Genomic DNA, 24901 nt, shown 5'->3' on the forward strand with positions numbered 1-24901 from the left:
GTATGATACAGACTTTAACCAATGAATAGAGCAAACCGTAAACCAACTCAAAAACGGCAGACTAAAAGACCTTGATCTAGAAAACTTGATTAAAGAACTTGAATCAATAGGACGCAGTGAAAAACGCAAAATCATCGGTAGATTAGGGATTCTAATCATGCACTTGCTCAAAGGGAAATACCGACCAGAAAAACGAACTTCTGATTGGATTTCCACCATAAGTATTGTTGTTAATGTAAGTACTTAAGCAAAATTAATGGCTCTCCTAGGTTTGGTGGGTAAAATGTATTCTAAGATACATTTCTCCTAGTGAGGGGGTGGAACGAACCACAAAGACACAAAGGACACAAAGATCGATCGATCCTATGTAAGTTAAACTGATCACACAGAACCTAGAAGAGCCCAAATTCGATTACAGTAGCAATGGCGGCTACAATTTCCAGCATTGTAATTTCAGAAACGCTTCCTAATTTACGAATAAACCTTTGTAAATCCACCCCCCTTAGTTGAAGAGTATCAATTGCAGAAGCTTTATTCAATCCATTGATACTGTTAGGTTCAATTTTAACGTGCCAGAAATTTGCTGAAAAATATGTTTTCCAGTCTGTAATAGGAGCAATAAGCTTGATAAGAAGCTTTCCTACTGAATCGGAACTGATAACGACAGCAGGACGCAATTTTTTGATTTCTGCACCAACAGTAGGATCGGAGTTGACTAACCAAATTTCTCCACGTTTTGGCAGCTCAGGGTTAATACTCAATGATGTCACCGGCCATTAACTGCTGCCATTCAGAATCTTGTTGATAGTGAGAGAGCATTATATCGGCTTGACTTTTGAGAATATTCCTCCGTTCAGTCATTGGTAACTTCAGAAAAGCAAGACGCTGTTTTAAGGATGGAGATATATCTTCGGTGGTGGAAGAATCAGAACTAACTTCTTCAACCAAAATAACTACCTCAACAGTTTGTCCTACAGTCAGATCTGGAGATTCAATTTCAATTCTATTTCCCGGTAGGACTTTTGCTGTCGTGTACAAAGTTGATTTAACCATTTTAAGCCTTCTCTTTAAGTATTGTTGTTAATATAGCTTATTAAAATCGGCGACCGCACTTTAACCCACAGTTTCAATCAATGTGCATGGTGCGTTCCCCAAAATTGATCGCTGGAGCAGTAGGAACCACTTTAGGGAACGCACCCTACAAAATTGCGTTCGGCATCGCACTGACGGGAGCAAGCAATTAATTTCTAATTTTAAGCACTTGCATAGGAGTCAAACGTCTTTGTTCTGTCTTGTCAAAATCTTGATCAAAACTCACAATAGTAGCTTTTTGAAGCTCGGCAGCAACATATTGGTAAGCATCATCAAAATCCAAGCGAAAGAGATCTATTATTTCTACGACTCTCTTCATTTGGTTAGCAGGAATACTGACCAGTACAACACCAGCATCAATCAAAACGTCATCGACAAATTTGATAAAAACGTCTCTTTGATTCAGCCGATTACAGATCACCCCGATAGAATGTAAAGTAAAATCAGTCATACACATATCAGACGGTGAGAGCGTATCAAGTAGCTCCGCAACAACCTCCGCCTGTCCTTGTCCTAATAAGCGTTCTAGCCAAATATTCGTATCCAGAAGAAACACTAGCCATTTCTCCATTCAACTGCAAGATGCTGTAACTCAATTGATGTGTAATCGGTTTTAAGCATCCCTGCCCAGTCTTGACGGAGTTTACGTTTTATAGGTTGATTAGATTTACTTAAAAGTGACTCTACAAACGTTTGTACTTCAACCCTTAACTGGGGCGGTAATTGTCTCACCAGTTCTTCTAGTGATTTTGCAGACGTACTCATGTATTTTACCAATTCAACTGTTTGTAGTAGTTGATAACTGCTCTTACCACCACTCTAGCATAATGCCCACAGTTTCAATCAATGTACATGGTGCGTTCCCCAAAATTGATCGCTGGAGCAGTAGGAACCACCGTAGGGAACGCACCCTACGGCGATAGCGATTTGCTGAAACCGAGCTCAATACATACTGCTTTTTCTATTTCTTCCCAATAAATGTCTTCTAAAACACCCTGTTTATTCTTAATTCTTTGAGAATCTACAGCCCTCATTTGACTTAAGTTGATGTGTCGATCTCCGTCTAGTCCATTCTGCACTGTCGGTGTAATATTGACAACAAAAGGATAAGTCCTTTTCCCGGGCAACAATGGAGCAACTACTGTCGTTGTTCCATTTTGATTGCCAATATCGTTTTGTAAAATCAGGCAAGGACGTTCTTTATCGGTTTCATGACCAATAGCGGGTTTCAGATCGATCCACCAGATATCTCCTCGCTTATAGGTTAGTCTTCCATTAGGCATTTAGACCGTCGCCCACTACAATATCCCAGACAGAGATTTCTGCTTGCATCTCTGGATCATTGGCCTGATCTTTATAAGCTTCTTCTAGCTCTTTCATAAAAACCCTTCTCTTCTCTTGCCAGAGAACATCATTTATGAAGCTGCTACGATTGCTTGCTAGTCGATCTACAAATTCCAAAACTTCGTCGTCTAAGGTTATGCTAACTTTCTTACTCATTGCCATAAACTGTTTACGACAGCCTGGTAGGATTAGATCATCATACTAACTAATCCTACATTAATTGTCAATGCCTGCCTCTGATCTGTAGGTAGATTGAAGGCCTAACGACATCTAGGGGTGCTACCCAGTGCCTTCGGTATCGCACTTTAACCCACAGTTTCAATCAATGTGCATGGTGCGTTCCCCAAAAATCTATTAGTGGAGCAGTAGGAGCCACCTTAGGGAACGCACCCTACAAAATTGCGATCTACTACTCAAGACTACTCGGTAGTCCTCTCGAATCGGGTTGTTAGGTATTACTGTCAGAAATTTTTCTCAACTGATCTTTGATATCATCTGGCATTCCCCATGAATATTCATCAATGATCCTCTTTAGGATTCTCTTTCTTGCCTCTGGATTTGAAAAGTTACCCCTCTCTTTTCTAAGCAAATTAGAAATTTCATATACATTGTGATATGTGGGAAAGGATTTTTCCGCAGCCTCAAAAGCTTTAAGAGCATCATCAAATTTCTTCTCACGTAAGTACAAGAACCCCTCTCTTTCCTTTTCGGAAGCAACTTGAGCAGAACTCTTTTCTTTTTGAATCACGGCAATACCTTCATTTCCTACTTTCTGAAGTGTTTGATCAGGAGAATTTGTGAATCCTCTAAAAAGTCTTTCTGATTCACCCTCTGTAAGAGTGAGCCTTATCAAATTTATTGTAAGAGTTTGTTTTTTTGAGTCGTTACTTTCTAAATCTTGAAAAAGAGTTTTTACAAATGTGTATCGGCTAGTTCTTTCTTTTAATGCCTCGATATCCGCTGTTCTCTGTTTAAAGATTGCTTCAAGTTCTTGCCCTCTTTCTTTCAATCTTTGATCGGCTGCATCAATTTGCCATTTTGTATAGGTATTAAAGACTGTCAATACTATGGTGATTACAGAAGAAACTACACCAATCAAAGCCGTAATTTTGCCAGTTGATATATTCTGCTCAGCAGTCATGTGTGTTTTCCTTTCATAAACTTAATAAGTCAGCTAACTATATATTATACGGAAACTTTCGGTATATCACCCCATTTAGGAGCAATCGCCAGAACTTTTCCCTATATCACGCCCAAAAGCGTGTTAGCCTGATTAGCCTATTGCCAAAAACCTTATTTAACTAAATTTCTGACAACTAGGCTGATTCTAGCGACGATTATTCGATCTGACCGCACCCCTTGACAAAAATTTATAATTATTCGATTCGTTTAATTGTCGAGGCCTTCTGTAAAGATTTTTTACCTGGAAATCCACACCCACCAACAAACGTTTTCAGCAAATCCTAATTCAACCTTTTGCTCCTATACTTTTAGCAGCACAGGAGCAAGGTTGAAAATAAAAATTAATAACTGTCCTCATCGGTGATAACTTCCACGGGAATCACTTCTTCTAACACTTTTTCCTGCATTTCTTGGCGACGAATCGGTATTTTGGTTTTTTCCAATTCCGGTAAAGCGACCAATTCCCGTTGTTTTTCCCGGACAGTATTGGGTAACAACATCGGTAAAGGTTCGGGAGTTTCTAACCAGTAGCTGGCCACCGGTAAAGTATGTTCTAAATCTTCCAATAAACGGGGAATAATCATCACCGCGTGCAGTTCACCGATTTTCTCCGCTTCCCGCATTCCCGCATCAATGGCCACGGCCACATTAGCGACGGAACCCCGGATAATGGCCGTACACAAACCATCCCCAATTGTTTCGTAGGAAGCTAACTGCACATCGGCGGATTTTAACATGGCATCGGCTGCCCCCACCATAGCGGGAAAACCCCTGGTTTCCAAAAGACCGATCGACATATTGCTCAGTTTGCTGAAACCCCGTTGACTTTGGGCAATTTCAGCTAAACGGCTACCAATTGGGAAAATTACCTCTAAATTGGGCATCGGTCGGGGAATAACCGATTTAGATACCAATTGTCCGAACTGTGCGGCGGTTTTTGCCCCTTCTTCCACTGCTAACCGCACATCGGCAATATTACCACGCACGATCGCCGTACAGTGACCACCGCCAATTTTTTCGTAACCCACGAGGGTAACTTCTGCCGATTTTAGCATCATATCCGCGGTCCCGACGATCGCCGGAAAGCTGAGGGTAGAGACTAAACCCAAGGCGCTATCTTTGGGGTGACGCTTGGTTTTCATCGTCCTTTGACCGGGGTTAGTTGTGGACGAGGGGGGAATGCTTCCATTAACTCTTAATCTAGACATTGAAGATAAACTTGCCCTAACAGGTACGAAGGGGGTGATTGTCAGCTATCCTGTTACTATCTAGTCTATCCTGTTAACCTTAATTGCTATTGAAGATTTTTGAGGGATTAGATAAATTTTAGTTATTGTAGCTTGATCAAGTTGTCTATGACAGAACAGCCTCGCAGTACAGATGATCGAATCAGCGAAACGGAAGCGACCGAATTAATGCGATCGCTGCTTCATAAGGAAGGAAATTGGGTGAATTGGGGGCAAAAATGTCAAAAACTGCAAAAAGCTGGCTACGATTCCCAGTTAATTTTTGAACAAACCGGGTTTCAAAATGCCCAACAAAATTTAATTATTGTCGCTGCCCAAGTTTTTGAGAGTTTAATCAAAGCGGGGGCAGATGAAGATTTATTAAGTTACTACGTCGGGCCGCGCAGTGATGTGCTATACGAATTACGGATTCTCAACCAAGAACAAAGATTGGGGGCAGCGAAATTAGCGGCAGAAAAAAGGATTGAGGTGGCTGAAGCACACGATATCGCCAAAGCTATCCAAGATTTTTCCCGTTTATCCCAGATTCCCAGTGAATTTACTCGTCATCCTGGAGATGCGATCGCTTACCAGTGTTGGAAACGGGGCAAACAAAAGCGAGATTTAGCCGAAAGAGCGAAATTAATCGCTAAAGGGTTGAAATTTGCCCATTCTGACTCGGCCAGACAGGCGATCGAGTCCTTACTACAAGATTTTACCGTTACTCCCACCCGTAGCGCACCGTTGCTGCCCGTCCATCGTTTACAGGATGAGGACGAATTAGCCAGAATTATTCCTTTAGTAGGAAGATTTCCGGTGACGGTAACTGATATAAAATGCACAGAAAGTCTGAGCGTCGAGGAACCTTTTCGACTGGTAACGGTGGGGGATAAACAAACGATTGTGCCTCTCCCCGGTTGGCAAGCAATTCTAAAGGCGATCGATCCTGTAGCTATTTTATGGCCTAGCGATCAATTACCTCGATCGATTGCCACTAGGTCTGAGGAAGTGTTATTAGTAATCGATCGAGTTTTGGCTGAATGGGACGTGAACAATTATTATCTAGTAGAGAGAGATAATTCCGTCTCTTTACAATGGTTTGATAGTCCCCCCGATGTCACAATACTAGGGGAATTAGTCTTGATTTTAAGAGCCAAAAATATCCTCGATGAAAAAAACATCACCGAACCCTGGCAAATGGACGACTAAAACTGATAACTGAATATATGCGTGCAGTAATTTGTGGATATTATGGGAGAGGAAACGGAGGAGATGAGGCATTATTAGTGTCTCTATTGCAGATGTTGCCGTCAGAAATTAAACCTATTGTTTTGTCAAATAATCCCAGAGAAACCAGTCAACGTTATGGAGTGGAAACCTGTCCTAGTCGGGATTGGTGGCAAGTTTTTAAAACTCTTAAAAAAGCGGATATATTTATCTGGGGTGGTGGCAGTTTAATGCAGGATGTCACCAGTTTTGCCAGTCCAATTTATTATGGTGGGTTAATGGCTCTTGCTCAATTATTGGGCTTAAAAACTATTGCTTGGGGCCAGGGAATTGGTCCATTAAATAGACCGTTTACCCGTTGGTTAACCAAAAAAGTTTTACAACAATGTAGTTTAGTTACTGTGCGCGATGATACTTCGGCTCATTTAGTCGCCAATTGGGGTATTAGTCCCATTGTTGCCCCCGATCCAGTATGGGCTTTAGAAGCTCGATCGGTCAAGGGATTATCGGATTTACCCGCCCCAAGAATCGCCGTCAATTTACGTCCCCATCCCCTATTAACCCCGGCAAAATTAGATAAATTAACCCAAGCTTTAATTGATTTACAAATTAGTACGGGGGCGTTTATTCTCTTAGTCCCTTTTCAAAACTCGCGGGATTTGCCCCTCTGTGAAGCTGTAGCCCGTCAATTAAGGGAAAATCATCAAATCATTAGTTTAGAGGATCCAAGACAGTTAAAAGGCTTATTTCGCGGGGTAGAAATGGTGATCGGAATGCGCTTTCATAGTTTGATTATGGCCGCGGCAGAAGATTGTCGTTGTTTTGCCCTTAGTTATGATCCGAAAGTGTCGCGATTAATTGCCGAAGTACCGATGCAGGGTTGGGAATTAGATCAGTTACCAGAAGCAGTTAATGATATTAGTAATGCTTGGATTGATTTTTATGCCAATGGAGAGGGATTAACCAGCGATCGCAAACATTTTTTAATCGATCGAGCTTTAATTCATCGAGAAATTTTATCTAGATTGGTGAGCTAATTTTTATGTCGAGTGCTATTACTGATGCTATCACGACTATTGCCCTAGCCGAGACAAGATTTAATCTCTCTTTAACAGAAGATGGGGCATTTTCCCCCGAATAGCAAAATGATTTACTGTCTCTATCTAGCCATGAAAAAAAGAGTTTGGATGAACTAAGACAAAAGTATTTACACCAAAGATCGGCGGGACAGTTATTAGAAGGAACCGTGACTTTATTGTTAGTTTCTCCCTTACTAGCGATTGCGGGTTTTTACGATCCGCCTTTGCGAGTACGCGCAGTCGAGAAAGCCAATCAATCTAATTTTGTAGAACTAGACGAGCTAAACCAACTCCGGGATAATAATTACCGAGAATTTGTTGATAATCTAGGCCTTTTTCCGCTAATTTATAAGCTCCAGTTTGACTCATACCGCGACCACCGTGGGCCCAAGCGACAATTTCATCCGTGGCGGCATAAAGAGACTCGACTACACCCCCTTTATAGCTGAGAATCTGCCCAGCAGTGGCATTAACCGCCTGGTGAGTCGATTGATACTCCGAGCGAATGCCTTTATATACCTGCCAGCGTTGGGTATTGCCCAGATGAAACCAAGCATTAGCGGGGCGGATCATGTGTACTAGGGCATAGGAACGAGCGGCGATCGCCTGTGCCTTTAAAGCGTGCATTGGTGCGGTGGAGTGCATTTCACTACCCACCACACTATAGAGATAGGCCTCTAAATTAACATGATTAACCACTAACAAGCGATCGCCTTGGGCAACCAGCAGCACTTTGCCCCGATACCAACCATCATCCACATAAACTAAACCATCGGCACTGGTGGGCTGCACAAAAATCACCTCTGGCAGCGATAAATCGCCCATTTTTAAGCCATTGGCACCTGGAATGACCGGTAAACCCTCGTTAGTGGCAATCGTTTTTAAACCACGACCTTGGCGGTCGGTGATCACCGCCGGCCCGTTAACTCCAATCAAAACACTGGCCACATCCCTTTTAATCGCCACGCGAATTTCTAGGACCGGCGGCGTATAATTAGCGGGAACCGCTAAAGGTTGTCTAGTCACTGGTTTGGCAGCAGCAGCGGGGGAAGTATTAGGGGAAGTATTAGGGGAAGTTTGAACCGATGGTGCTAATTTTTTCGGTGCCAAGGGGGAAGACTGAGGAGAGGGTGCTGATTTTGGAATCGCAGAAGATTGGGGAGAGGGAGATAGTTTCGGCGATGGTGCGGTTAAGGGGGCGATCGGAGATGGGATAATAGGATCAGGGGAGGCAGCAGTTTCTAGATTTGCCTGCGGTTGCGGGGTTTCTGGTTTTTCCTTGGCTAAATAAGTTAAGAGAATTGGCGTAAAAGTGGCGATCAACAACAAAGGAACGGCACAATGACGCAGCAGGGAAAAATAGGTACTAGCAGCAAATTTCACTTTAATCACACCATCTTTAATTTTCTTATCTAACTTTATCATTCCCCTCTCAGGCCGGGCAATTCTAGAGAAAAACTCTCGTATTCTTGAGCTTGTTAGGACAAATAAGGCTGAAATAGTCAAGAAAAGCCGAAAAAATTCTTAACCACCCATCCTTAGATTAGCCGAATCTCCTCTAATCCAGGCTCTTCTAGGTTCTGTGTGATCAGCTTAACTTACCATAGAAGCGATCGATCTTTGTGTCCTTTGTGTCTCTGTGGTTCATTCCACCCCCTCGCTAGACTGACAGAGATGTTTAAGGATTTTGAGAACCTCGTATAAATCCCCCGGATTTCTCATGGCAAATAAACGAGAGGTTCCGTATAAAGGTTTACCGTCCCATAATAATTTAACAAATAAAAACTCGGAACCATTGGTCAACATTCCATAATTAGGACGGTTGGGATGAGGATTGACTATTAAATAAGCTAATAATTGCGGTAAACCTACTTCAACGGAATAAATCACCCGTTTTGATTCAATAATCATTACCCATAATTGCTCTTTTAGAATTAAAGTATCTAACCTTCCTTTAATTATTAAATCTTGATCTTCTGTAATAATTTCAACAGACTCTTCTGCTTTAATGTGAAAGGGAAATAGATAAAAGTTACCAATAAATAATAATGGGTCTAAAACCGTCATCCTCACCGAAGTTTCTAAAAAGGGAGGATAATTCAATAAGTTAAAATAACCTGTTTTGATTTTATCTAACAATTCTTTTTCTTGTTCAGAGATTGCTTCTAGGTCTTGCTGCCATTCCCCAAAAAAATGCTCATCTTCTATAAACTGTAGTTGAAAATGATTAATTAAATCTCTGAAAGTGACTTCTTTCGCTTGTAAAATTTGAACCATATTTACCTCCTTAATTAAGATTTACGTTAATGGTAATTTGCTATTTTTAATTGAATTTACCTAAATTTTTAACCAAGCAAAATATCCGTTACTGACAGGGTTAACTGCTCTAAATCAGAGAGAACAGTTAAGGATATGGTCTTGTTTTGTTTACCTGCACATCGCTTCGGTTAGCATCGTTCAGGTTTTTATCAGCTGCTTTCGCTCTTCCTAAATCATCCAGATTAGCCATCGTCTTCTCCTTAATTTAGAGTACATGAAAGGTTCACTTTGCTATGATTTATCCAAGAGATTTATTGAGATATAAGTAGTTAGGTGTTAAAAACTTTATTCCCCCCTTATTTCCCAGGGAAGGGGGGTTAGGTCATTCGGGCGATTTTTCATGTTGGCAAGGTCATATTCTGGTTTCATGGTTTTATTATCGATAATGTTTACTTTCGTTTTTACCCGTAAAAGTCCTCATTTAGAATCTGTTCAGGTGTGAAAGGACAAGCGGGGGGATACTCACTTTCTTGGGGAATACGAATACCAAATTGAGCGCGTTTACCCTGTTTGATGGCGACTTTACGAGCGCTGGAATAGGCTTGTGTGATGGAGATTAAGAGATAAGATTTAAGAGAGGGAGTCTTAAGTAAATCATCTTGAACGCGCTGGCGATGCTCATCTACTGAATTATACCAACTTGCTTTCATTGTCTCAGGAGCATCATGCTGTATCTTTAATTTGAGTAAGTGAATCAACAAGACCATTAAGTTGCTCTCTAAGGCGCGTTTCTCTGACTTACCCAAATCTTTTAACTCCTCAATTAAGTTTTCTATATCCAGTTGTTCAAACTGTCGATTCTGTAATTGATGAATAGTTTGCTCAATCCACAACTGAAGATCTTGTTCGTAAAGTGTTGTGGGATTTTCTTGAATGTCCGATTGTTTTAATAAGTTCATTTGGCTTTCATTAAGTTAACGGTAGATGAATAATTTGGTCTTTATATTTATTATTATACTTGATCATTACCAGATATTGCAATCGCATTGGATTCTTAATTATTGACCTCTCCCCTGAACCCTATCCTACAAGGAAAGGGGAGAGAATTTAGCGAAGAGAGTGCAACTACAAACTGGGTTTGTTGTCAAGGCTCTAGCCCGAACAAGTTTAACCTGTTTTCTTTAGGTAGTGAGAAGCTAAATGGACATAACCCTATTGCCCAAATTGGGTAACTTATCTAGAATAAGTATATGAAGAGAGGAGGAGACGTGATGGAGTATCAGAATTTTTCGCTCATTAAAGAAGATATTCAGGCTGATGCTTGCGGACGGATTAGCCTTGGGACTCAATGTAGCAACCGTCACTATCGAATACTGATGAATGCAAGCGGGGAACTTCTTTTGGTTCCCATGGTGGCGATTCCAGAGGGAGAACTATGGGTATTTCAGAATCCTAGTGTCCGCGAGTCGCTCAAACGGGGACTCGCGGAAGCCAGCACGGGAGATTTCGCTGAAGAAACAGTCGATTTAGACGCTATGCTTGAGTTTGCTGCATCTATTCCTGAAGAGGTCGAGGAGTAGGTGAGTTTTTCTTTACGACAGACACAGGAAGCTCGAAATACTCTATCTGAATTGCGAGCAGAAGCGGAACAGGCTCAAAAGACTCGCCTAGCTCAAGGTAGGACAAAAGCATCGAAACAAGAGGGTCTCTACAAACAGGTAACAAAAGCCCTCAAGCTCCTCAGTACAAACCCAAGACATCCAGGACTAAAAACCCACGAATTTAATTCCCTCGACAACCCTTATGATTCAACACAGAAGGTTTTTGAAGCCTACGCCCAACAGAATACACCAGGAGCCTATCGAATTTTCTGGTGCTATGGACCTCATTCGGGGGAAATCACCATTCTCGCTATTACACCTCATCCGTAGATCACAACATTGTAGGGGCGAAGCATTCGGGCAATAACCTATCGCTGAAACCGTAGATTTCCTATCCGAATGCTTCGCCCTTACTTTTTCAGCAAGCCCGAAATAGTTAGCGCTGAAGCGCAACAACAAGCCAGGTTCGTGAGGGAGTGAGGGAGGATCATCACCCCATCACCCCCCCCATCACCCCATCACCCTCTCTTTTTAAAGCCGGATTTAGTATTAGGGGGGAGTTAGACCAAACCCCGCACCTCCTCAACCCCAACCCCGAAAACAGAAGCAATACCGACAAGAATCTCCTCATCTTGCGTTTGCCGATAAAGAGCAACAAGACGAGGCAAAGAAAAGGTTTGTATGGTGTAACTATCGTTAAATTCTGCCCAAATTTGTAAGGCTTGCAGGTAATAACTTTTGGCTTGGCTCAATTCCCCAACTTCTTCCGCTACCCTTCCCAAACAGTGCAGGGTGCTGGCTTGCTCGTAGCGATCCCCATATTCAATCTTGATCTCAATAGCTTGCTGGTAGTAGCTTCGTGCTTGCTCCCATTCCCTCAATTCTGCCGCTACGATTCCCAAATTGTGCAGGGTGCTGGCTTGAGAAAAGCGATCGCCATATTCAATGTAGATCTCAATAGCTTGCTGGTAGTAGCTTCGGGCTTGCTCCCATTCCCTCAATTCTTGCGCTACCCTTCCCAACTGGTGCAGGGTGCTGGCTTGCTCGTAGCGATCCCCATATTCAATGTAGATCTCAATAGCTTGCTGGTAGTAGCTTCGGGCTTGCTCCCATTCCCTCAATTGTTGCGCTACGATTCCCAACTGGTGCAGGGTGCGGGCTTGGGAATAGCGATCGCCATATTCAATGCAGATCTCAATAGCTTGCTGGTAGTAGCTTCGGGCTTGCTCCCATTCCCTCAATTCTCCCGCTACCCTTCCCAACCCGTGCAGGGGGTTGGCTTGCCCGTAGCGATCCCCATATTCAATGAAGATCTCAATAGCTTGCTGGTAGTAGCTTCGGGCTTGCTCCCATTCCCTCAATTGTTGCGCTACGATTCCCAACTGGTGCAGGGTGCTGGCTTGCTCGTAGCGATCCCCATATTCAATGTAGATCTCAATAGCTTGCTGGTAGTAGCTTCGGGCTTGCTCCCATTCCCTCAATTCTTGCGCTACCCTTCCCAAATTGTGCAGGGGTCTGGCTTGGGAAAAGCGATCCCCATATTCAATGTAGATCTCAATAGCTTGCTGGTAGTAGCTGCGGGCTTGCTCCCATTCCCTCAATTCTTGCGCTACGATTCCCAACTGGTGCAGGGTTGTAGATATGTAAGATTGTTTTGTCCTTTCTTCTATTTGACTTAGTGATTGATATGCTTGCAAAGCTTTTTCATAGTAATTCTTGGCTAAGTTATATTGTTTTATGTCTAGCAGTCCACTTCCATACCTATGAAATGCAAATCCCATTTCATAACCAAACTCAGTTTGCAAAAATTCAGGAGGATATTTTTCTATCGATTGGCACAAACTCTCCATGAATTTTGCTCTAGTTACTGAATCAGAAGTGACTTTATAGTAATTATCTAAGCAAGTAAAAAATCCAAAACTTTCCTGCTTCTCCAAACAAATCTGCAACGCATTGAACAGATTTTCATACTCCCAGCGACATAACAATATCCCCCACTGCTTCTCTTGCGGATTTTTGGAATCTAGTAAGGTATCATAATAACCTGCCAAGTCTCGGTAATGATTCTTAAAACCCTCCCAAATTGCTGCTTGTGTCTCTGGTGCTAATTCCTTTAACTTCGTCTTCAGGAAGTAGGGAAAAATGGGCTGGATAGTCAATAAACTCGGCATTTCTTCACTCATCGGCGAAAGCAAACCCCAATGAATCGCTTCTTCTATCGCTGCATCAAATTGGTCAAACTGATAGCCTTGTAAAGGTTCTAATTGCTGTAGTTGTTGGCTATATTGACGAATAACACCCCTGAAAATAAACCCACTAAAAGGTGCTAAACAGAGTAACAACTTCTGCGCCTCCTCCGACAAATTACTGTGGGAATATTCCACACATTTGATGATATTATTAGTCTTATTCTCATCCCCCACATTAACTAATTCCGCCAACTGTAACCCTTGCCAAATCTCCTCCGGTGACTGTCGCTTCAGATTCGCTAATACCACTTCCATCGCCAACGGATACCCCGCCAACAACTTCATCAAGCGTTTAAAATAATCATCCTTTTTAATCGCATTTTTCCGACTCTTCGCCTGACGTTCTAAGATTCTCTCCGCTAATTCAGTTCTCGACTCTTGGTCTAATCCTTGTAAGTGATAGATATTCTCCTTAAAAGTCCTGCGTTGCAGCCAAGTTTCCTCACTGCGAGAACCCAAAATCACCTTCGTCTTTCCCCCGACCAAATTCTTGAGAAATTCGGCGATTTCTTCCCTTTCATTCTCCGGTAAAGTATTCTGAATTGCTAACGGTTGTCCCGTCACCGACTCCAGATTATCTAAAATCAGAATATACGCCTCACTGCGGAGTTTTTGCTCTAGTTTCTTTACCCGCGCTTTCAGGTTCATCGCTTGGAAACTCGCCTGTTCAAAGCGATTATAAATTCCCTGACCAATTTCATAGACAATCTGTTCTAACGTCCAAGCTTTTCTATCATAACCAAAATAGAAAATATGGGTCGCCCAGTTGGTTTTCTGCCACCATTCTCGTAGATAATTGAGTAAGGTAGTTTTTCCTGTCCCTCCCATTCCTTTGAGTAAAAGGATATTATGTTTCAGCAGCGCCTTTTCCATCTTGAGAATTTCTAAATCCCTGCCGACAAAGCCGTATTCTGGTAAAGGAAAGACATATTGATTGCCGATATGTTCCCAGTATTTTTCTTCCTCTTCTGGAGTAAATGGACGCAAATTGAGATTAATTTTACCGCGACAATAAATCACCGGTAATAACCAATCTTCTAAATCTATTCTCGTGTTATAATAGGCGCGGCGTTGCTTATTATTGAATAACTCTAACCGTCCCTTTCGCATCGCTTCCGTTAGGTCTTTTCCGTTCAATAATTGCTGATAAATTGGTTTCATCATCAACTTAGCTGCAGAAACCGTCACCGAATATCCCATCGCCACCACTGCTTGCATTCCCGCAGTCATCAAACGACTTCCTAAACTGGTTTCCCGATAGTCTTCTGATTCCTGGGAAATTTGCTTTGCTGACTGACAAGCATTGAGAATACAAATAGGGATATTTTTCCCAGTGAGTAAATTCGCTAATTCCGTCGCTTCTACCGGAGTCGCTTGACCTTTTTCTTCTCCTTCCAGAAACAGAAAAGCTTTTACTCCCTCATATTCTGCTAAATCCTCCAGTCCCCATCCCCTTTGATAGCGCCAAGAATCCCCGTGAACCTGTCTTTGGTACTGTTCATATTCCATTAATCCGCCATGAACATCGAAATGAATAACATGATAGTATCCTTCTCCCTTCTCATCCAGATGTCTGGTTAGTGATTCATAAGTTCCGGGACGCAATATATCAATTTTTACCGGTATTTCACTACTATTTACCAGTTCTACTAAAGGACGGGAAATCGTGCGATAGTTAACATCAGATTCCTCATTAGGACGCGCAATCACCACCAGAAGATTGATAGTAGGATAAGTGGCCATTTGCACCGGGACAACTGTAGCCCCTCGACGCTGGCGGGAGATGATACAATCTATAGAAAAGGGACGCGGTAAATCAGTATCTTTCAGCGCTTCCCAATGTAAAGCTTGAAATTCTGGCGACTGACTTTCGATGATAATTTGCAGTTGACTTAACTGCTTTCGCAAGTCTCGATATTCCCCATAAGCATTTAAATTACTCTGGAAAACCTGTTTAAATAGGTTTTCGCCATAGTTTTGGACGCTGTTGGCGGCTTTTTGCGCTTTATCCGTGTCTAGCGTCGGAAATACTAACCATTCCTCAAAGTACCATTCTAGGTCTTTTTCTTCTTGGTTAGTAAAGGGGTCAGTAACCGTAATTGGGTAGCTGTTACCGCTATCAAAATTGAGACTAGCAGTAAAGCCACCATCGTTAATTCCTTCTTCGCGGATGGTGAGGACTGGCATAGAGATAAGTTGAGAATTGTTCTATTACAACTCTTCAGCAGTTTAACGCTATTATACTGGGAAAAACCTATTGCTTTGAGCCTATGGATGTTCGAGCGGCAGTTGCCCTAGAAGCAGGAAAACCCCTAACTATTGAAACGGTAAAATTAGCCGCACCGCAAGCGGGGGAAGTGTTAGTAGAAATCAAAGCCACGGGAGTTTGTCACACCGATGCCTATACTCTCTCTGGGGCCGATCCTGAAGGCTTATTTCCCTCAATTTTAGGCCATGAGGGGGCCGGAATCGTGGTAGAAGTGGGAAAAGGTGTCACTAGCCTGAAAGTGGGGGATCATGTTATTCCCCTATACATTCCCGAATGTCGTCAGTGCGAATACTGTCTCAGCTTTAAAACCAATCTCTGTCAAGCAATTCGTCTTACCCAAGGTCGGGGAGTAATGCCAGATGGAACCAGTCGTTTTTCCCTCGATGGTCAGCCTCTTTATCACTACATGGGAACCTCGACTTTTTCTAACTATACCGTACTGCCGGAGATTTCCCTAGCCAAGATTCGCCCCGATGCTCCCTTTGAAAAAGTCTGTTATATCGGCTGCGGAGTCACTACAGGTATCGGTGCGGTGATTAATACCGCTAAAGTGGAACCGGGGGCAAAAGTGGTGGTTTTTGGTCTGGGAGGTATCGGTTTAAATGTTATTCAAGGGGCCCGTTTGGTGGGGGCCGATATGATTGTCGGGGTCGATATCAATCCCCAGAAACAAGCTTTAGCGACCAAATTCGGGATGACTCATTTTGTTAATCCCCAAGAAATTGAGGGGGATTTAGTGGCCTATCTGGTGGATTTAACTAAAGGTGGGGCCGATTATAGTTTTGAGTGTATCGGCAATGTCCAGATTATGCGTCAAGCTTTGGAATGTTGCCATAAGGGTTGGGGTGTTGCCACTATTATCGGTGTAGCTGGGGCCGGCCAGGAAATTAGTACCCGTCCTTTTCAATTAGTCACCGGACGGGTCTGGAAAGGTACGGCTTTTGGTGGAGCGAGAGGTCGTACAGATGTACCAAAAATAGTCGATTGGTACATGGAGGGCAAGATTAACATTGATGATTTAATCACCCACGTTCTACCTCTGGCAAGAATTAACGAGGCCTTTGACCTGATGCGCCAAGGGGATTCTATCCGCAGTGTGATTACATTTTGAACATAGTTAAGAAACACTTGACAAACTCTTAACTATATGTCTGCGCCAGTTTTCTGGCTCTCTTTAACTTACTATAGAAGCGATCAATCTTTGTGTCCTCTGTGTCTGGAGTGATTCCTTCCACTCCCAGTATTTACACTTATTTTGTTAAGATATATTGCAGATACCCTGAACTTTAGTCAAGAGAGGAGCTAAATCACCTAGTATTGCGTCCTTTTCAGTGTTGCCAAAGGCACGGCGTAGCCGTCCAGTGAACAGTGAAAAGACATCAGGAAAGTGCTATTTAAAACTACTCACTTAGAACTCAAATCTGATAAGGGACTTGCGCTTTGATAATGTACCTTTTGGGCGAACGCAGTTCGCCCCTACATTGTGGACAAAATCCGTTACTGTAGGGGCGCAAAGCTTGCGCCCTCCGATCGATCAGGTTTGCTGATCACCCTAAGTAGGGCGAGAGCCTTCGAGATGTTAGGGACTTGCGCTTTGATAATGTGCCATCTGGCTGGTCTAATTCTTCTACAGAGCGATTTTCTGGCTGGGATATTATTCCCACGCAAGTCCCTAACTGATGACTAATAACTTTTAAATTTTTAACTTTAAGCAAATGCGTAATAGCGGACTCCTATCAAAAACCAAAGTCAAACTGAAACGGAAAAAAACGCTCACCTCGCCGACGCGGCCAGGGCCAAATAAATCACAGAATAAAACTAAAGATAAAGAGCGTCTAGTCGGTCGTCAGCGTCAGTCATGGCTAATTATGGGCTTAATTAGCATTGTCCTGCTAGGAGGAGTTGGCTCACGCTTGGCCTATTTACAACTGCAGCAAGGACAAATTAACCGAGAAAGGGCAGAAAATAACCGGATTCGCATTCTTCCCAAACCTCCAGTCCGGGGCAACTTATTCGATCGCAATGGCAAAGTTTTGGCTACGGCCCGCTTAACCCATGCGGCCTATATTTGGCCCAAATCCCAGCGTAATCCCGCCCAAAAACTCAATCTTGACCGTTTAGCCAGTATTTTAGGCATTCCCAGAAGCGACCTAGAAAAACGCATTAACGAAGCGGACGAAAACCCCTCCACCCTGATCCGCATCGCTAGGGGTTTAACTCCAGCCCAAATTATCGCCCTAGAGGAATACAAAGACGAATTAACCGGCATTGAAGTGGACGTGGAATCAGTGCGCTACTATCCCAATGGTAAAATTGGGGCGCATATTCTCGGTTATACGGGGGAACTAACCCCGGAGGAATATAAAGCCAAAAGACCCCAGGGCTACCGGTTGGGAGATGTCGTCGGTAAAATGGGTGTGGAAGCCGCCTACGAGTCAAAATTGCGGGGAGAATGGGGAGGAATGCAGTTAGAGGTCAACGGATCGGGACAAGTAATCCAAATTCTCGGCCAAAAAATTGCTAAACCGGGGCAAGATGTCACCCTGACACTAGATTTAAAACTCCAAAAAGCCGCCGAGGCCGCTTTAGGAAAACGCAAGGGTGCGATCGTGGCGATCGATCCCCGGGATGGTTCCGTGCGGGCCATGGTCAGTTATCCTAGTTTCGATCCTAATGTTTTCTCGGCCCCAATTACCACCGCCACTTGGAAAAAACTACAAGCGGAGGGCAACCCGTTTGTTAACCGCGCTCTCCAAGGATTCCCCCCCGCTTCCACCTTTAAGGTCGTCACTGCCACTGCTGGCATGGAATCGGGGAAATTTCCCCCCAATACGGTCTTAAATACCTTTGCTGCCCTTTATGTGGGGGGGACAGCTTTTGGAGAATGGAATCACGCCGGTTTTGGTCCGATGGGTTTTGTCCGGGCCATGGCCATGAGTAGTAACACTTTTCACGGTCAAATTGGTCGCGGAGTGGGGGGACCGGCTTTAATTGCCATGGCCCGGCGCTACGGTTTCGGTCAGAAAACCGGGATAGAATTAGCGGAAGAAACCCCGGGGTTAATTGCCGATCGCGATTGGAAGCTGCGTAATTTTAAAAACTGGGATTGGTCCGTAGGGGATACGATCAATATGTCGATCGGTCAAGGATTTACCCTAGCGACTCCCCTACAGGTAGCTGTGATGTTTGCCGTCCCTGCTAACGGCGGTTTTTTGGTGAAACCGCACCTTTTACAGGATGCCCGGGATGTTAAGGAATGGCGCAAGTCTTTGAACATGAAACCTAGCACCCTAGACACCCTGAGAAAGTCCCTGAGAGCCGTGGTAGCGGAAGGAACCGGTCGGGCCCTATCAGACCCCGCTTTACCGCCTGTAGCGGGCAAAAGCGGCACAGCAGAAGCACCCCCGGGGCAGTCCCACGCTTGGTTTGGAGCTTTCGCACCCTTCGACAAGCCCGAAATTGTCGTGGTCGCCTTTGCGGAACATTCCGGCGGTGGTGGTGGGAAAGTGGCCGCACCTATGGTACGTCAGGTAATGGAGGCTTATTTTAATGTCAAACCCAAAGAAGAAAAACCCCGGCCGAAGCCTTAGAGACCTGTGGCGGTAAGCGGCACACAGCGCACGGTAATTCCCGTCGCCGTGGCAATTTTTTCCGCCCAAATCGCCAATATTTCAGCGTTTACGGGTTTGAGAATTTGCATTCCGTCGGCAGCGGTGAGGGGATTATTACCGCGGGTTTCTAATTGTCTTTGTCTGGCCCGGGGACGGGTCGGGGTGTTGAGTTGAATTTCATCCGGTTGTAGCTGTTGCATCAAATCGATGTATCGGTCTTGCTCTTGGGGCGACCAAGAGGCCAGCACCATGGTTTGAATTGCTAGTTTTCCCGACCATTCTTGGCGAAATTGTCTTAATCCCGACCAAAGAATCTGCCAATCTAGGCCAGGGACTGGACGGTTAACCCGTCGCCATTGGGCCTCGGAAACAGCATCGATTTTAGCGGCGACGATATCAGCTTTGCTCAAGTCTTGACGCACTTGGGCATCTCCCAAAAGGGTACTATTGGTTAAGACCGCCACCGGCCGCTCGGTTATTTCCTTGACGGTGGCCATTATTTCCCCTAAATTGAGGGCGAGGGTGGGTTCCCCGCTACCACTGAGAGTGACTATATCCACGTCCCAGGGGGCAAAAGCACTTAAATCCCTGCTAATTTGTTCGCTGGTGATAAAAACTCTTCGTTGCTCGGTTTTTTGCTCAATTTCTCCTAACTGACAGTAAGCACAGTTAAAGGAACAGGTAGAAACTAAACCAATCGGATCGATGCCCAAGGAACTGCCGAAACGCCAAGAGGCAACCGGACCATATACGGAGCAGAAATAATCTTGGCGAGCAGTCATCGAAAATACCGAAAGAAGACGGAGAGGGAGGGATTCGAACCCTCGGTACGGTCTTACGATTCGTACAACAGATTAGCAATCTGCCGCATTCGACCACTCTGCCACCTCTCCAAGATGACATTACTTTAGTCTAACATAAAAGGCTGATTTTTGGCAAGTAATTTTTGGGCAGTTAATCGCCTAAACGACCATCCTCCATATTGACAATGCGATCGGCGATGTCGAGAATCCGGTTATCGTGGGTGACAAGTAAAATCGTGCAACCTTGTTCTTTTGCCAATTTCTGCATGATTTCCACCACATCCCGCCCGGATTGTTTATCTAAGGCCGCGGTCGGTTCATCAGCGAGGACTAATTTGGGATGACTGACGAGGGCGCGAGCGATCGCCACTCGTTGTTTTTGTCCCCCCGATAGATCGTGGGGATAGTAATCAACGCGGTTGCCTAAACCGACTGACGCTAGAATTGCTGTGGCTTTTTGATCGAGATCTTGTTCTAAAAACTCCTCGTGCAGTTCCAAAGACATCCTAACGTTTTGTTTCGCTGTGAGGAATTTTAGTAAATTATGTGACTGAAAAATATAGCCAATTTGTCGGCGAATTTTCAGCATTTTGCCCTTACTAATTCCTAACATTTCTTGGCCGAGAATTTTTAAACTGCCCGCTTGTGCCGATCGCAAACCTCCCATTAAACTCAATAAAGTGGTTTTCCCCGATCCCGAAGGACCAGTCATAATCACTACTTCCCCCGCTTTAATTTCCAGATCGATATCGTATAAAACCTGTTTTTTTAATTCCCCCGTGCCAAAATAGTGATTTAAGCCTTTAATGGCAATTACGGGTTCATTAGGGCTAAAATCGACTAATTCTCGCTCTTTTTGAAAAATCCGCATTATTTCACCCTTGATCGCTTAGAAAATATCGGCTGGATCTGCTGTCCTTAATTTGCCCATGGCGACAATTCCAGAGGCAATACACATAATAATTGTCAGGATTAAAACTTCGATCGCCCTAGCGGTAGTCATCACTATGGGTAAAAGTGTAGCGGAGGAAGCGAGATGATAAACACCGAGAGAGACGATAAACCCGGGTATATACCCCAAAACCGCTAGTAATAAGGCCTCTTGCATCAAAACCCCGACTAAATACCAATCACCGTAACCCATAGCTTTTAGGGTAGCGTATTCGGGTAAGTGATCGGTGACATCGGAATAGAGAATTTGATAGACAATGACGATACCGACGATAAAACCGACTACTGTACCTAAACCAAAGATAAAACCAATGGCTGTACCATTTGCCCAATAGGTTTTTTCCCTTTCAGCAAATTCTTTTAAAGTAAGGACTATTACTTCATTTTTAGGGAAAAGTGCCTGTAAATTGACCTTAACTGCTTCGATATTTGCCCCCGGTTGCAGTTTCACCAGTCCTATATCGATTTCGTGGGGTTGACGTTCGGGAAAGAGCCTTAAAAAGGTAGAATCACTGGTAATGACGTTACTATCGGCAGCAAAGGAGGCACCAAGGGTAAAAATTCCCGCTACCTGTACCTCTTTTTTATTTAACTGAACTGTCAAATCGGGGTTTTTCTGGAGTAAATCGACAATTGGACCGAATTCTGGTCTTCCTGCTTGATCGTACAAGACGCGATTTAACATCTTTAGATCACTGGATTTTTGATTGACTTCTGGGAGAGTAAAAACCCGTTGACTGGGATCAAAACCAAAGACTAAAGTAGTTCTTTCTAGGGCAGTTTCGGGATTGCGCCACTGGGCCGAAGCAATATAAACTGAGGCTAAAGATTGAATGCCCTCGACTCTTTTAGCTTGGTACAAGCGATCTCGTGAGAAACTTTTCACGGCAAAGAGGGTGTCGAATTGGGGATTAATCAGGACTAAATCCGCATCGAGGACATAATGGGGTTTAACGGAAGCATCAAATAAGGCATCCCGAAACCCCAACTGTGTGAAAATTAGGAAGTCGGCAAAAGCAATCCCGGCAATAGCTACAATCAAACGGGTTTTCTCTCGCGTCACCTGTAACCAAGATAGGGGCGTTTTTTTGAATAGATGGGTTAGTTTCATTGGGTGTTGGGTGTTGGGGTTTTGGGGTGTTGGGGTTTTGGGGTGTTGGGGTGTTGGGGTTTTATTTGAAATTCCCCACTTCCCCACTTCCCCACTTCCCCTAAAACCTACTGATTAATAGTTACAGTTACTTGGGAATTGGTTAAACCTGCCACTTTTTCACTGTTTTTGCGATCTAAGGCAATGCGGACAGAGATAACTTTGCGATCGAAGTTTTCCCCTGGTTGATTGCTGAAGATATTTTGTTGGTCAACTTTTAAGGCAATTAAGCGCACTTTCCCCCTAACTTCGCCCTTAAACGCCGATCCGGTAATCGTGGCAGTTTGTCCCTTGCGAATTTTGCCGATATCGCTTTGATAGATTTCGGCAATTACTTCCATGCGCTCGGTTTCAGCGAGGTCAACAATTCCTTGATCGCTGATTTGTTCCCCGATACGGGTATTGACTTTAATCACTTTGCCGGTAATTGGCGATCGAATATAAGCCTGATTTAACTCGGTTTGGGCCTTTTTAACGGCAACTAGGGCAGCATTTACCTCCGCTTCGGCTGCCCGCACATCGACTCCCCGCACTTCCGAGACTTGATTTAAAGTGGATCTGGCCTCTTTGATCTGCTGTTGACCGGTGGATTCAATCCGGGCTAGGGTAGTCTTGGCTTCTTGTATCTGTTGTTTACCAGTGCTTTCAATCCTCTCTAGGGTAACTTTTGCTTCTGTTAGTTGTTGATTACTGGTTTCTAAATTCAGTCTTTTACTATCAAAACTAGAGGCGGAAATTGCCCCTTCTTGATAGAGTTTTTCGTAGCGATCAAATTCAGCTTTGGCATTGCGATATTCTGCTTCTAATTTAGCAATTGTCGCTTTTTGGGCAGCTATATCCCCTTCTAATTGCGCTGTTAATCTTTGGATAGTTGTCCGTTGGTTTGCTTGATCCCCTACCCATTGTGCTTCGATTTTTCGCACGTTAGCGGCATTAGCATCGATTTCACCGACTTTTGCTCCAGCTTTTACCTGTTCTACCTTGGCTGCGGCTACTCTTACCTGTTCTTGTGCCTGTCGCAGGTTATCCTCTAATCTTTCCTGACTTTCGAGAATGGCGATTATTTGTCCCGTTTTGACGCTATCTCCTTCATCGACTAATAATTGCTTGACTCGATCGGAATTAAGCAACATCGGGGCAGATATGCTGATAATTTCTGTCCTCGGTTCAATTCTGCCTAAAGCGGTGATTTTTTGCGGTGCGGGCGAGGCAATGACAGGGGTTTTGGTTTCGGGTTTGCTGGCGAATTGGGAAAGACTATAAAAGGTGGTTATTCCTAATAATCCTGTGCCTAATACTATTAACCCGATCATTAACTTTTGATTTGGTTTCACAAAAGTTTTACCTTTCATAATTTTTTAGTTAATAAGTGATTGTTGGGGGTTAACAGTTTTTCTGCAAATAAGTAGTAAGAATTTTACCTAATAATTCCATTTGTTCATCGATCGCAATCTGTTCATTGCACCACAGGCGCTCTAATATCAGTCCATTAATAACGCTGACAACTAACCAAGCTACACTCGGATCGGTAATACCTAAAATCTCGATTACTGCCTGATGATAGCGGCGATCAACGCGCTCAAAAAATTGACTACGACTCAGTTCTTCTCGTCCTTGATATTGAGAATAATCAATCCATAAGAATAATTGTTTGATGCAGTAATCCTCGCGATTAGTCATAAATTTTCCGAGAATTTTTAGCTTTTCTGTCAGGGTTTTTCCTCGATCGATCTCGGCTTTAGCTAATAAAACATCCTCTCGGCACATCTCCTCGACTAATTGCTCGAAAAGTGCCGCTTTACTGGGAAAGTAGTGGTATAGCGTTCCCGTGGACACTCCCAATCCTTGCGCTAATTCTCTCGTCGTCATGTTAGCATAGCCCTTCTCGGCAAAGAGTTCGGCACTTTTTAAGAGGAGTTCTTTTCGGTATTGTTCTACATCTACTATCTTAGGCATAAGTTTAATATCGAACGTTCGTTATATTTTAGCTTAACATTACTATAGATGGAAATCGGTCGTCCCTTTGCCTGTATGCTAGAAAGAGGAGCTAATTCGTTATTGAGCGAGCTTTTTTGCGAGGATTCACAGTATGGGTAATATTCACGAGCAGTTATTAGAGGAATTAGCCGAAGTGGAGTGGAGTGACTTGATCCCCCATGCTCAAAGGGATGCGCTGATCCTGGTTTCCGATTCCCTCAATTTAATCGAAGTGGCAGAAGCGATCGCCAGTGATCAAGTTGCTCAAGTGCAGAATTGGATCGGGGAAAAACTACTAGAAAAACCGACACAAGAGCAATTAAGCGATTGGAATTCCCATCCCGATAACCTTTTTAGTACACTAATCGTGCAACCTTTTGTGTTAATTCAGGCCGCAGTTTAGATTTAGATATAGCGGTTTTCACAACTGTGTGGTACACTTAAACTTTTGCTGGTTAAGCTTTTAAACATCGATAATGTACCTCTTGCGAACAGGAAATGCTATAAAACCAACCCCCCCAATCTTGTGGGATTGAGAGGTGAGAAAGAATAATCCTGGCATCGAGCTATTGCCCCGGTCGGCAACCCGACAAGTATCTTGGCCAGGGTCGTAACGGTAATGGATGTAACGGAAACTCCCATTGAACGCCCCCAAAAGAAACAGAAAGATTTTTTGGCTCTTCTGGTTTCTGTGTGGAAACGAGGTCTATACTGATAGTTTCTTCGACAAAATAGTCCTAAAAGTGTTGCCCGATAAGCATTTCACGATTCCATAAGCAAAAATTATCACACAAAGTCGAGAAGAGCCGATTTTTTTGTGGGTAAAAGAGGTTATCATACTTTAAAATCCCAATTAGTAGCTGATCAAAATACAGAGGAAA

General features: G+C 43.6%; 25 protein-coding genes and 1 tRNA gene. 8 read left to right on the top strand and 18 right to left on the bottom strand.

Annotated elements, in window-relative coordinates; all coding sequences use genetic code 11:
- Positions 1–25: 25 nt before the first annotated feature.
- Entirely contained in the window at positions 26–247 is a 222-nt protein-coding gene (locus IM496_RS11205; RefSeq protein ID WP_287661960.1) for a DUF29 domain-containing protein, read from the top strand.
- A 145-nt stretch (positions 248–392) separates the two neighbouring features.
- On the opposite strand, the gene IM496_RS11210 is transcribed toward IM496_RS11205, so the two are convergent.
- The 8 genes from IM496_RS11210 to ccmO all read right to left on the bottom strand — a co-directional run bounded on the left by IM496_RS11210 (position 393) and on the right by ccmO (position 4760).
- Entirely contained in the window at positions 393–770 is a 378-nt protein-coding gene (locus tag IM496_RS11210) for a type II toxin-antitoxin system PemK/MazF family toxin (protein ID WP_287661943.1), read from the bottom strand.
- Positions 751–1053, bottom strand: a complete 303-nt coding sequence (locus tag IM496_RS11215; protein WP_271932027.1) for a hypothetical protein — start codon at positions 1051–1053, stop codon at positions 751–753. Before IM496_RS11215 ends, IM496_RS11210 begins: the two co-directional genes overlap by 20 nt.
- A gap of 187 nt (positions 1054–1240) precedes the next feature.
- The gene (locus IM496_RS11220; protein WP_287661945.1) at positions 1241–1648 is read right to left on the bottom strand and encodes a PIN domain-containing protein; all 408 of its coding nucleotides are present in this window, start codon (positions 1646–1648) and stop codon (positions 1241–1243) included.
- Positions 1648–1857 carry a DUF2281 domain-containing protein gene (locus tag IM496_RS11225; RefSeq protein WP_194013263.1) on the bottom strand — a complete coding sequence of 70 codons (210 nt, stop codon included), beginning with the start codon at positions 1855–1857 and terminating at the stop codon, positions 1648–1650. The genes IM496_RS11220 and IM496_RS11225 overlap by 1 nt, the downstream gene beginning before the upstream one ends.
- Before the next feature lie 146 nt (positions 1858–2003).
- Positions 2004–2375 (bottom strand): type II toxin-antitoxin system PemK/MazF family toxin, encoded by a 372-nt coding sequence (locus IM496_RS11230; protein ID WP_287661946.1) that lies wholly within the window; start codon positions 2373–2375, stop codon positions 2004–2006.
- Positions 2368–2592 (bottom strand): type II toxin-antitoxin system MazE family antitoxin, encoded by a 225-nt coding sequence (mazE, locus tag IM496_RS11235; protein ID WP_147070224.1) that lies wholly within the window; start codon positions 2590–2592, stop codon positions 2368–2370. The genes IM496_RS11230 and mazE overlap by 8 nt, the downstream gene beginning before the upstream one ends.
- A 292-nt stretch (positions 2593–2884) precedes the next feature.
- Positions 2885–3577, bottom strand: a complete 693-nt coding sequence (locus IM496_RS11240) for a hypothetical protein (protein WP_287661947.1) — start codon at positions 3575–3577, stop codon at positions 2885–2887.
- Between the two features lie 382 nt (positions 3578–3959).
- Positions 3960–4760 carry a beta-carboxysome assembly protein CcmO gene (ccmO, locus tag IM496_RS11245; RefSeq protein ID WP_002775137.1) on the bottom strand — a complete coding sequence of 267 codons (801 nt, stop codon included), beginning with the start codon at positions 4758–4760 and terminating at the stop codon, positions 3960–3962.
- A 213-nt stretch (positions 4761–4973) separates the two neighbouring features.
- On the opposite strand from ccmO, the gene raf1 reads away from it, so the two are divergent.
- Complete coding sequence (gene raf1 / locus IM496_RS11250) at positions 4974–6053, top strand: RuBisCO accumulation factor 1 (RefSeq protein ID WP_194013260.1); 1080 nt, start codon at positions 4974–4976, stop codon at positions 6051–6053.
- A 17-nt stretch (positions 6054–6070) separates the two neighbouring features.
- Entirely contained in the window at positions 6071–7108 is a 1038-nt protein-coding gene (gene csaB, locus IM496_RS11255; protein WP_287661948.1) for a polysaccharide pyruvyl transferase CsaB, read from the top strand.
- A 300-nt stretch (positions 7109–7408) separates the two neighbouring features.
- Here the strand turns inward: csaB and IM496_RS11260 are convergent, their stop codons facing one another.
- The 3 genes from IM496_RS11260 to IM496_RS11270 all read right to left on the bottom strand — a co-directional run bounded on the left by IM496_RS11260 (position 7409) and on the right by IM496_RS11270 (position 10368).
- A complete protein-coding gene (locus IM496_RS11260; RefSeq protein ID WP_287661949.1) occupies positions 7409–8575 on the bottom strand; it encodes a SpoIID/LytB domain-containing protein in 1167 nt (388 codons plus the stop codon).
- Positions 8576–8794: 219 nt separating this feature from the next.
- On the bottom strand, positions 8795–9427 hold the full coding sequence (locus IM496_RS11265; protein ID WP_287661950.1) for a type I restriction endonuclease: 633 nt from the start codon (positions 9425–9427) through the stop codon (positions 8795–8797).
- Positions 9428–9870: 443 nt separating this feature from the next.
- Positions 9871–10368, bottom strand: a complete 498-nt coding sequence (locus tag IM496_RS11270) for a DUF29 domain-containing protein (protein ID WP_194013256.1) — start codon at positions 10366–10368, stop codon at positions 9871–9873.
- Between the two features lie 312 nt (positions 10369–10680).
- On the opposite strand from IM496_RS11270, the gene IM496_RS11275 reads away from it, so the two are divergent.
- Positions 10681–10989: a hypothetical protein gene (locus IM496_RS11275; protein WP_353737637.1), complete on the top strand. Its 309-nt coding sequence runs from the start codon at positions 10681–10683 to the stop codon at positions 10987–10989.
- Positions 10990–11340: a hypothetical protein gene (locus tag IM496_RS11280; RefSeq protein ID WP_002749954.1), complete on the top strand. Its 351-nt coding sequence runs from the start codon at positions 10990–10992 to the stop codon at positions 11338–11340. It abuts the gene before it with no gap.
- Positions 11341–11570: 230 nt separating this feature from the next.
- On the opposite strand, the gene IM496_RS11285 is transcribed toward IM496_RS11280, so the two are convergent.
- Positions 11571–15446, bottom strand: coding sequence for a tetratricopeptide repeat protein (locus IM496_RS11285; protein ID WP_287661952.1), 3876 nt, complete (start codon positions 15444–15446; stop codon positions 11571–11573).
- A gap of 83 nt (positions 15447–15529) precedes the next feature.
- On the opposite strand from IM496_RS11285, the gene IM496_RS11290 reads away from it, so the two are divergent.
- Entirely contained in the window at positions 15530–16639 is a 1110-nt protein-coding gene (locus tag IM496_RS11290) for an S-(hydroxymethyl)glutathione dehydrogenase/class III alcohol dehydrogenase (protein ID WP_004268950.1), read from the top strand.
- A 604-nt stretch (positions 16640–17243) separates the two neighbouring features.
- Positions 17244–19118, top strand: coding sequence for a penicillin-binding protein 2 (gene mrdA, locus IM496_RS11295; protein WP_287661953.1), 1875 nt, complete (start codon positions 17244–17246; stop codon positions 19116–19118).
- Here the strand turns inward: mrdA and IM496_RS11300 are convergent.
- The 6 genes from IM496_RS11300 to IM496_RS11325 all read right to left on the bottom strand — a co-directional run bounded on the left by IM496_RS11300 (position 19115) and on the right by IM496_RS11325 (position 23999).
- Positions 19115–19921, bottom strand: coding sequence for a radical SAM protein (locus IM496_RS11300; RefSeq protein WP_287661954.1), 807 nt, complete (start codon positions 19919–19921; stop codon positions 19115–19117). The two genes, mrdA and IM496_RS11300, sit on opposite strands and share 4 nt — an antisense overlap.
- Positions 19922–19940: 19 nt before the next feature.
- Positions 19941–20032, bottom strand: a tRNA-Ser gene (locus IM496_RS11305).
- A 61-nt stretch (positions 20033–20093) separates the two neighbouring features.
- Entirely contained in the window at positions 20094–20813 is a 720-nt protein-coding gene (locus IM496_RS11310) for a DevA family ABC transporter ATP-binding protein (RefSeq protein WP_287661955.1), read from the bottom strand.
- Positions 20814–20831: 18 nt separating this feature from the next.
- Positions 20832–22004, bottom strand: a complete 1173-nt coding sequence (devC, locus tag IM496_RS11315; RefSeq protein ID WP_287661956.1) for an ABC transporter permease DevC — start codon at positions 22002–22004, stop codon at positions 20832–20834.
- A 107-nt stretch (positions 22005–22111) separates the two neighbouring features.
- On the bottom strand, positions 22112–23395 hold the full coding sequence (locus IM496_RS11320; RefSeq protein ID WP_287661957.1) for an HlyD family efflux transporter periplasmic adaptor subunit: 1284 nt from the start codon (positions 23393–23395) through the stop codon (positions 22112–22114).
- A gap of 31 nt (positions 23396–23426) precedes the next feature.
- Positions 23427–23999, bottom strand: coding sequence for a TetR/AcrR family transcriptional regulator (locus tag IM496_RS11325; protein ID WP_287661958.1), 573 nt, complete (start codon positions 23997–23999; stop codon positions 23427–23429).
- Between the two features lie 133 nt (positions 24000–24132).
- Here IM496_RS11325 and IM496_RS11330 point away from each other — a divergent pair, with 133 nt between their 5' ends.
- Positions 24133–24423, top strand: a complete 291-nt coding sequence (locus IM496_RS11330) for a DUF2288 domain-containing protein (RefSeq protein ID WP_287661959.1) — start codon at positions 24133–24135, stop codon at positions 24421–24423.
- The last annotated feature ends 478 nt before the right edge of the window (positions 24424–24901 follow it).

Source organism: Microcystis sp. M049S2, assembly GCF_020245625.1.
GTDB lineage: Bacteria > Cyanobacteriota > Cyanobacteriia > Cyanobacteriales > Microcystaceae > Microcystis > Microcystis ichthyoblabe_A.

Excerpts from the sequence above, each read along its gene's own strand:
- IM496_RS11275 (WP_353737637.1), top strand. The coding sequence starts at position 10,681 with ATGGAGTATCAGAATTTTTCGCTCATTAAAGAAGATATTCAGGCTGAT.
- IM496_RS11260 (WP_287661949.1), bottom strand. The coding sequence starts at position 8,575 with ATGATAAAGTTAGATAAGAAAATTAAAGATGGTGTGATTAAAGTGAAA.
- IM496_RS11270 (WP_194013256.1), bottom strand. The coding sequence starts at position 10,368 with ATGAACTTATTAAAACAATCGGACATTCAAGAAAATCCCACAACACTT.
- IM496_RS11285 (WP_287661952.1), bottom strand. The coding sequence starts at position 15,446 with ATGCCAGTCCTCACCATCCGCGAAGAAGGAATTAACGATGGTGGCTTT.
- IM496_RS11240 (WP_287661947.1), bottom strand. The coding sequence starts at position 3,577 with ATGACTGCTGAGCAGAATATATCAACTGGCAAAATTACGGCTTTGATT.
- ccmO (WP_002775137.1), bottom strand. The coding sequence starts at position 4,760 with ATGAAAACCAAGCGTCACCCCAAAGATAGCGCCTTGGGTTTAGTCTCT.
- IM496_RS11310 (WP_287661955.1), bottom strand. The coding sequence starts at position 20,813 with ATGCGGATTTTTCAAAAAGAGCGAGAATTAGTCGATTTTAGCCCTAAT.
- IM496_RS11330 (WP_287661959.1), top strand. The coding sequence starts at position 24,133 with ATGGGTAATATTCACGAGCAGTTATTAGAGGAATTAGCCGAAGTGGAG.
- devC (WP_287661956.1), bottom strand. The coding sequence starts at position 22,004 with ATGAAACTAACCCATCTATTCAAAAAAACGCCCCTATCTTGGTTACAG.
- IM496_RS11320 (WP_287661957.1), bottom strand. The coding sequence starts at position 23,395 with ATGAAAGGTAAAACTTTTGTGAAACCAAATCAAAAGTTAATGATCGGG.
- IM496_RS11230 (WP_287661946.1), bottom strand. The coding sequence starts at position 2,375 with ATGCCTAATGGAAGACTAACCTATAAGCGAGGAGATATCTGGTGGATC.
- IM496_RS11215 (WP_271932027.1), bottom strand. The coding sequence starts at position 1,053 with ATGGTTAAATCAACTTTGTACACGACAGCAAAAGTCCTACCGGGAAAT.
- csaB (WP_287661948.1), top strand. The coding sequence starts at position 6,071 with ATGCGTGCAGTAATTTGTGGATATTATGGGAGAGGAAACGGAGGAGAT.
- mrdA (WP_287661953.1), top strand. The coding sequence starts at position 17,244 with ATGCGTAATAGCGGACTCCTATCAAAAACCAAAGTCAAACTGAAACGG.
- IM496_RS11290 (WP_004268950.1), top strand. The coding sequence starts at position 15,530 with ATGGATGTTCGAGCGGCAGTTGCCCTAGAAGCAGGAAAACCCCTAACT.
- IM496_RS11225 (WP_194013263.1), bottom strand. The coding sequence starts at position 1,857 with ATGAGTACGTCTGCAAAATCACTAGAAGAACTGGTGAGACAATTACCG.
- mazE (WP_147070224.1), bottom strand. The coding sequence starts at position 2,592 with ATGAGTAAGAAAGTTAGCATAACCTTAGACGACGAAGTTTTGGAATTT.
- IM496_RS11300 (WP_287661954.1), bottom strand. The coding sequence starts at position 19,921 with ATGACTGCTCGCCAAGATTATTTCTGCTCCGTATATGGTCCGGTTGCC.
- IM496_RS11265 (WP_287661950.1), bottom strand. The coding sequence starts at position 9,427 with ATGGTTCAAATTTTACAAGCGAAAGAAGTCACTTTCAGAGATTTAATT.
- raf1 (WP_194013260.1), top strand. The coding sequence starts at position 4,974 with ATGACAGAACAGCCTCGCAGTACAGATGATCGAATCAGCGAAACGGAA.
- IM496_RS11325 (WP_287661958.1), bottom strand. The coding sequence starts at position 23,999 with ATGCCTAAGATAGTAGATGTAGAACAATACCGAAAAGAACTCCTCTTA.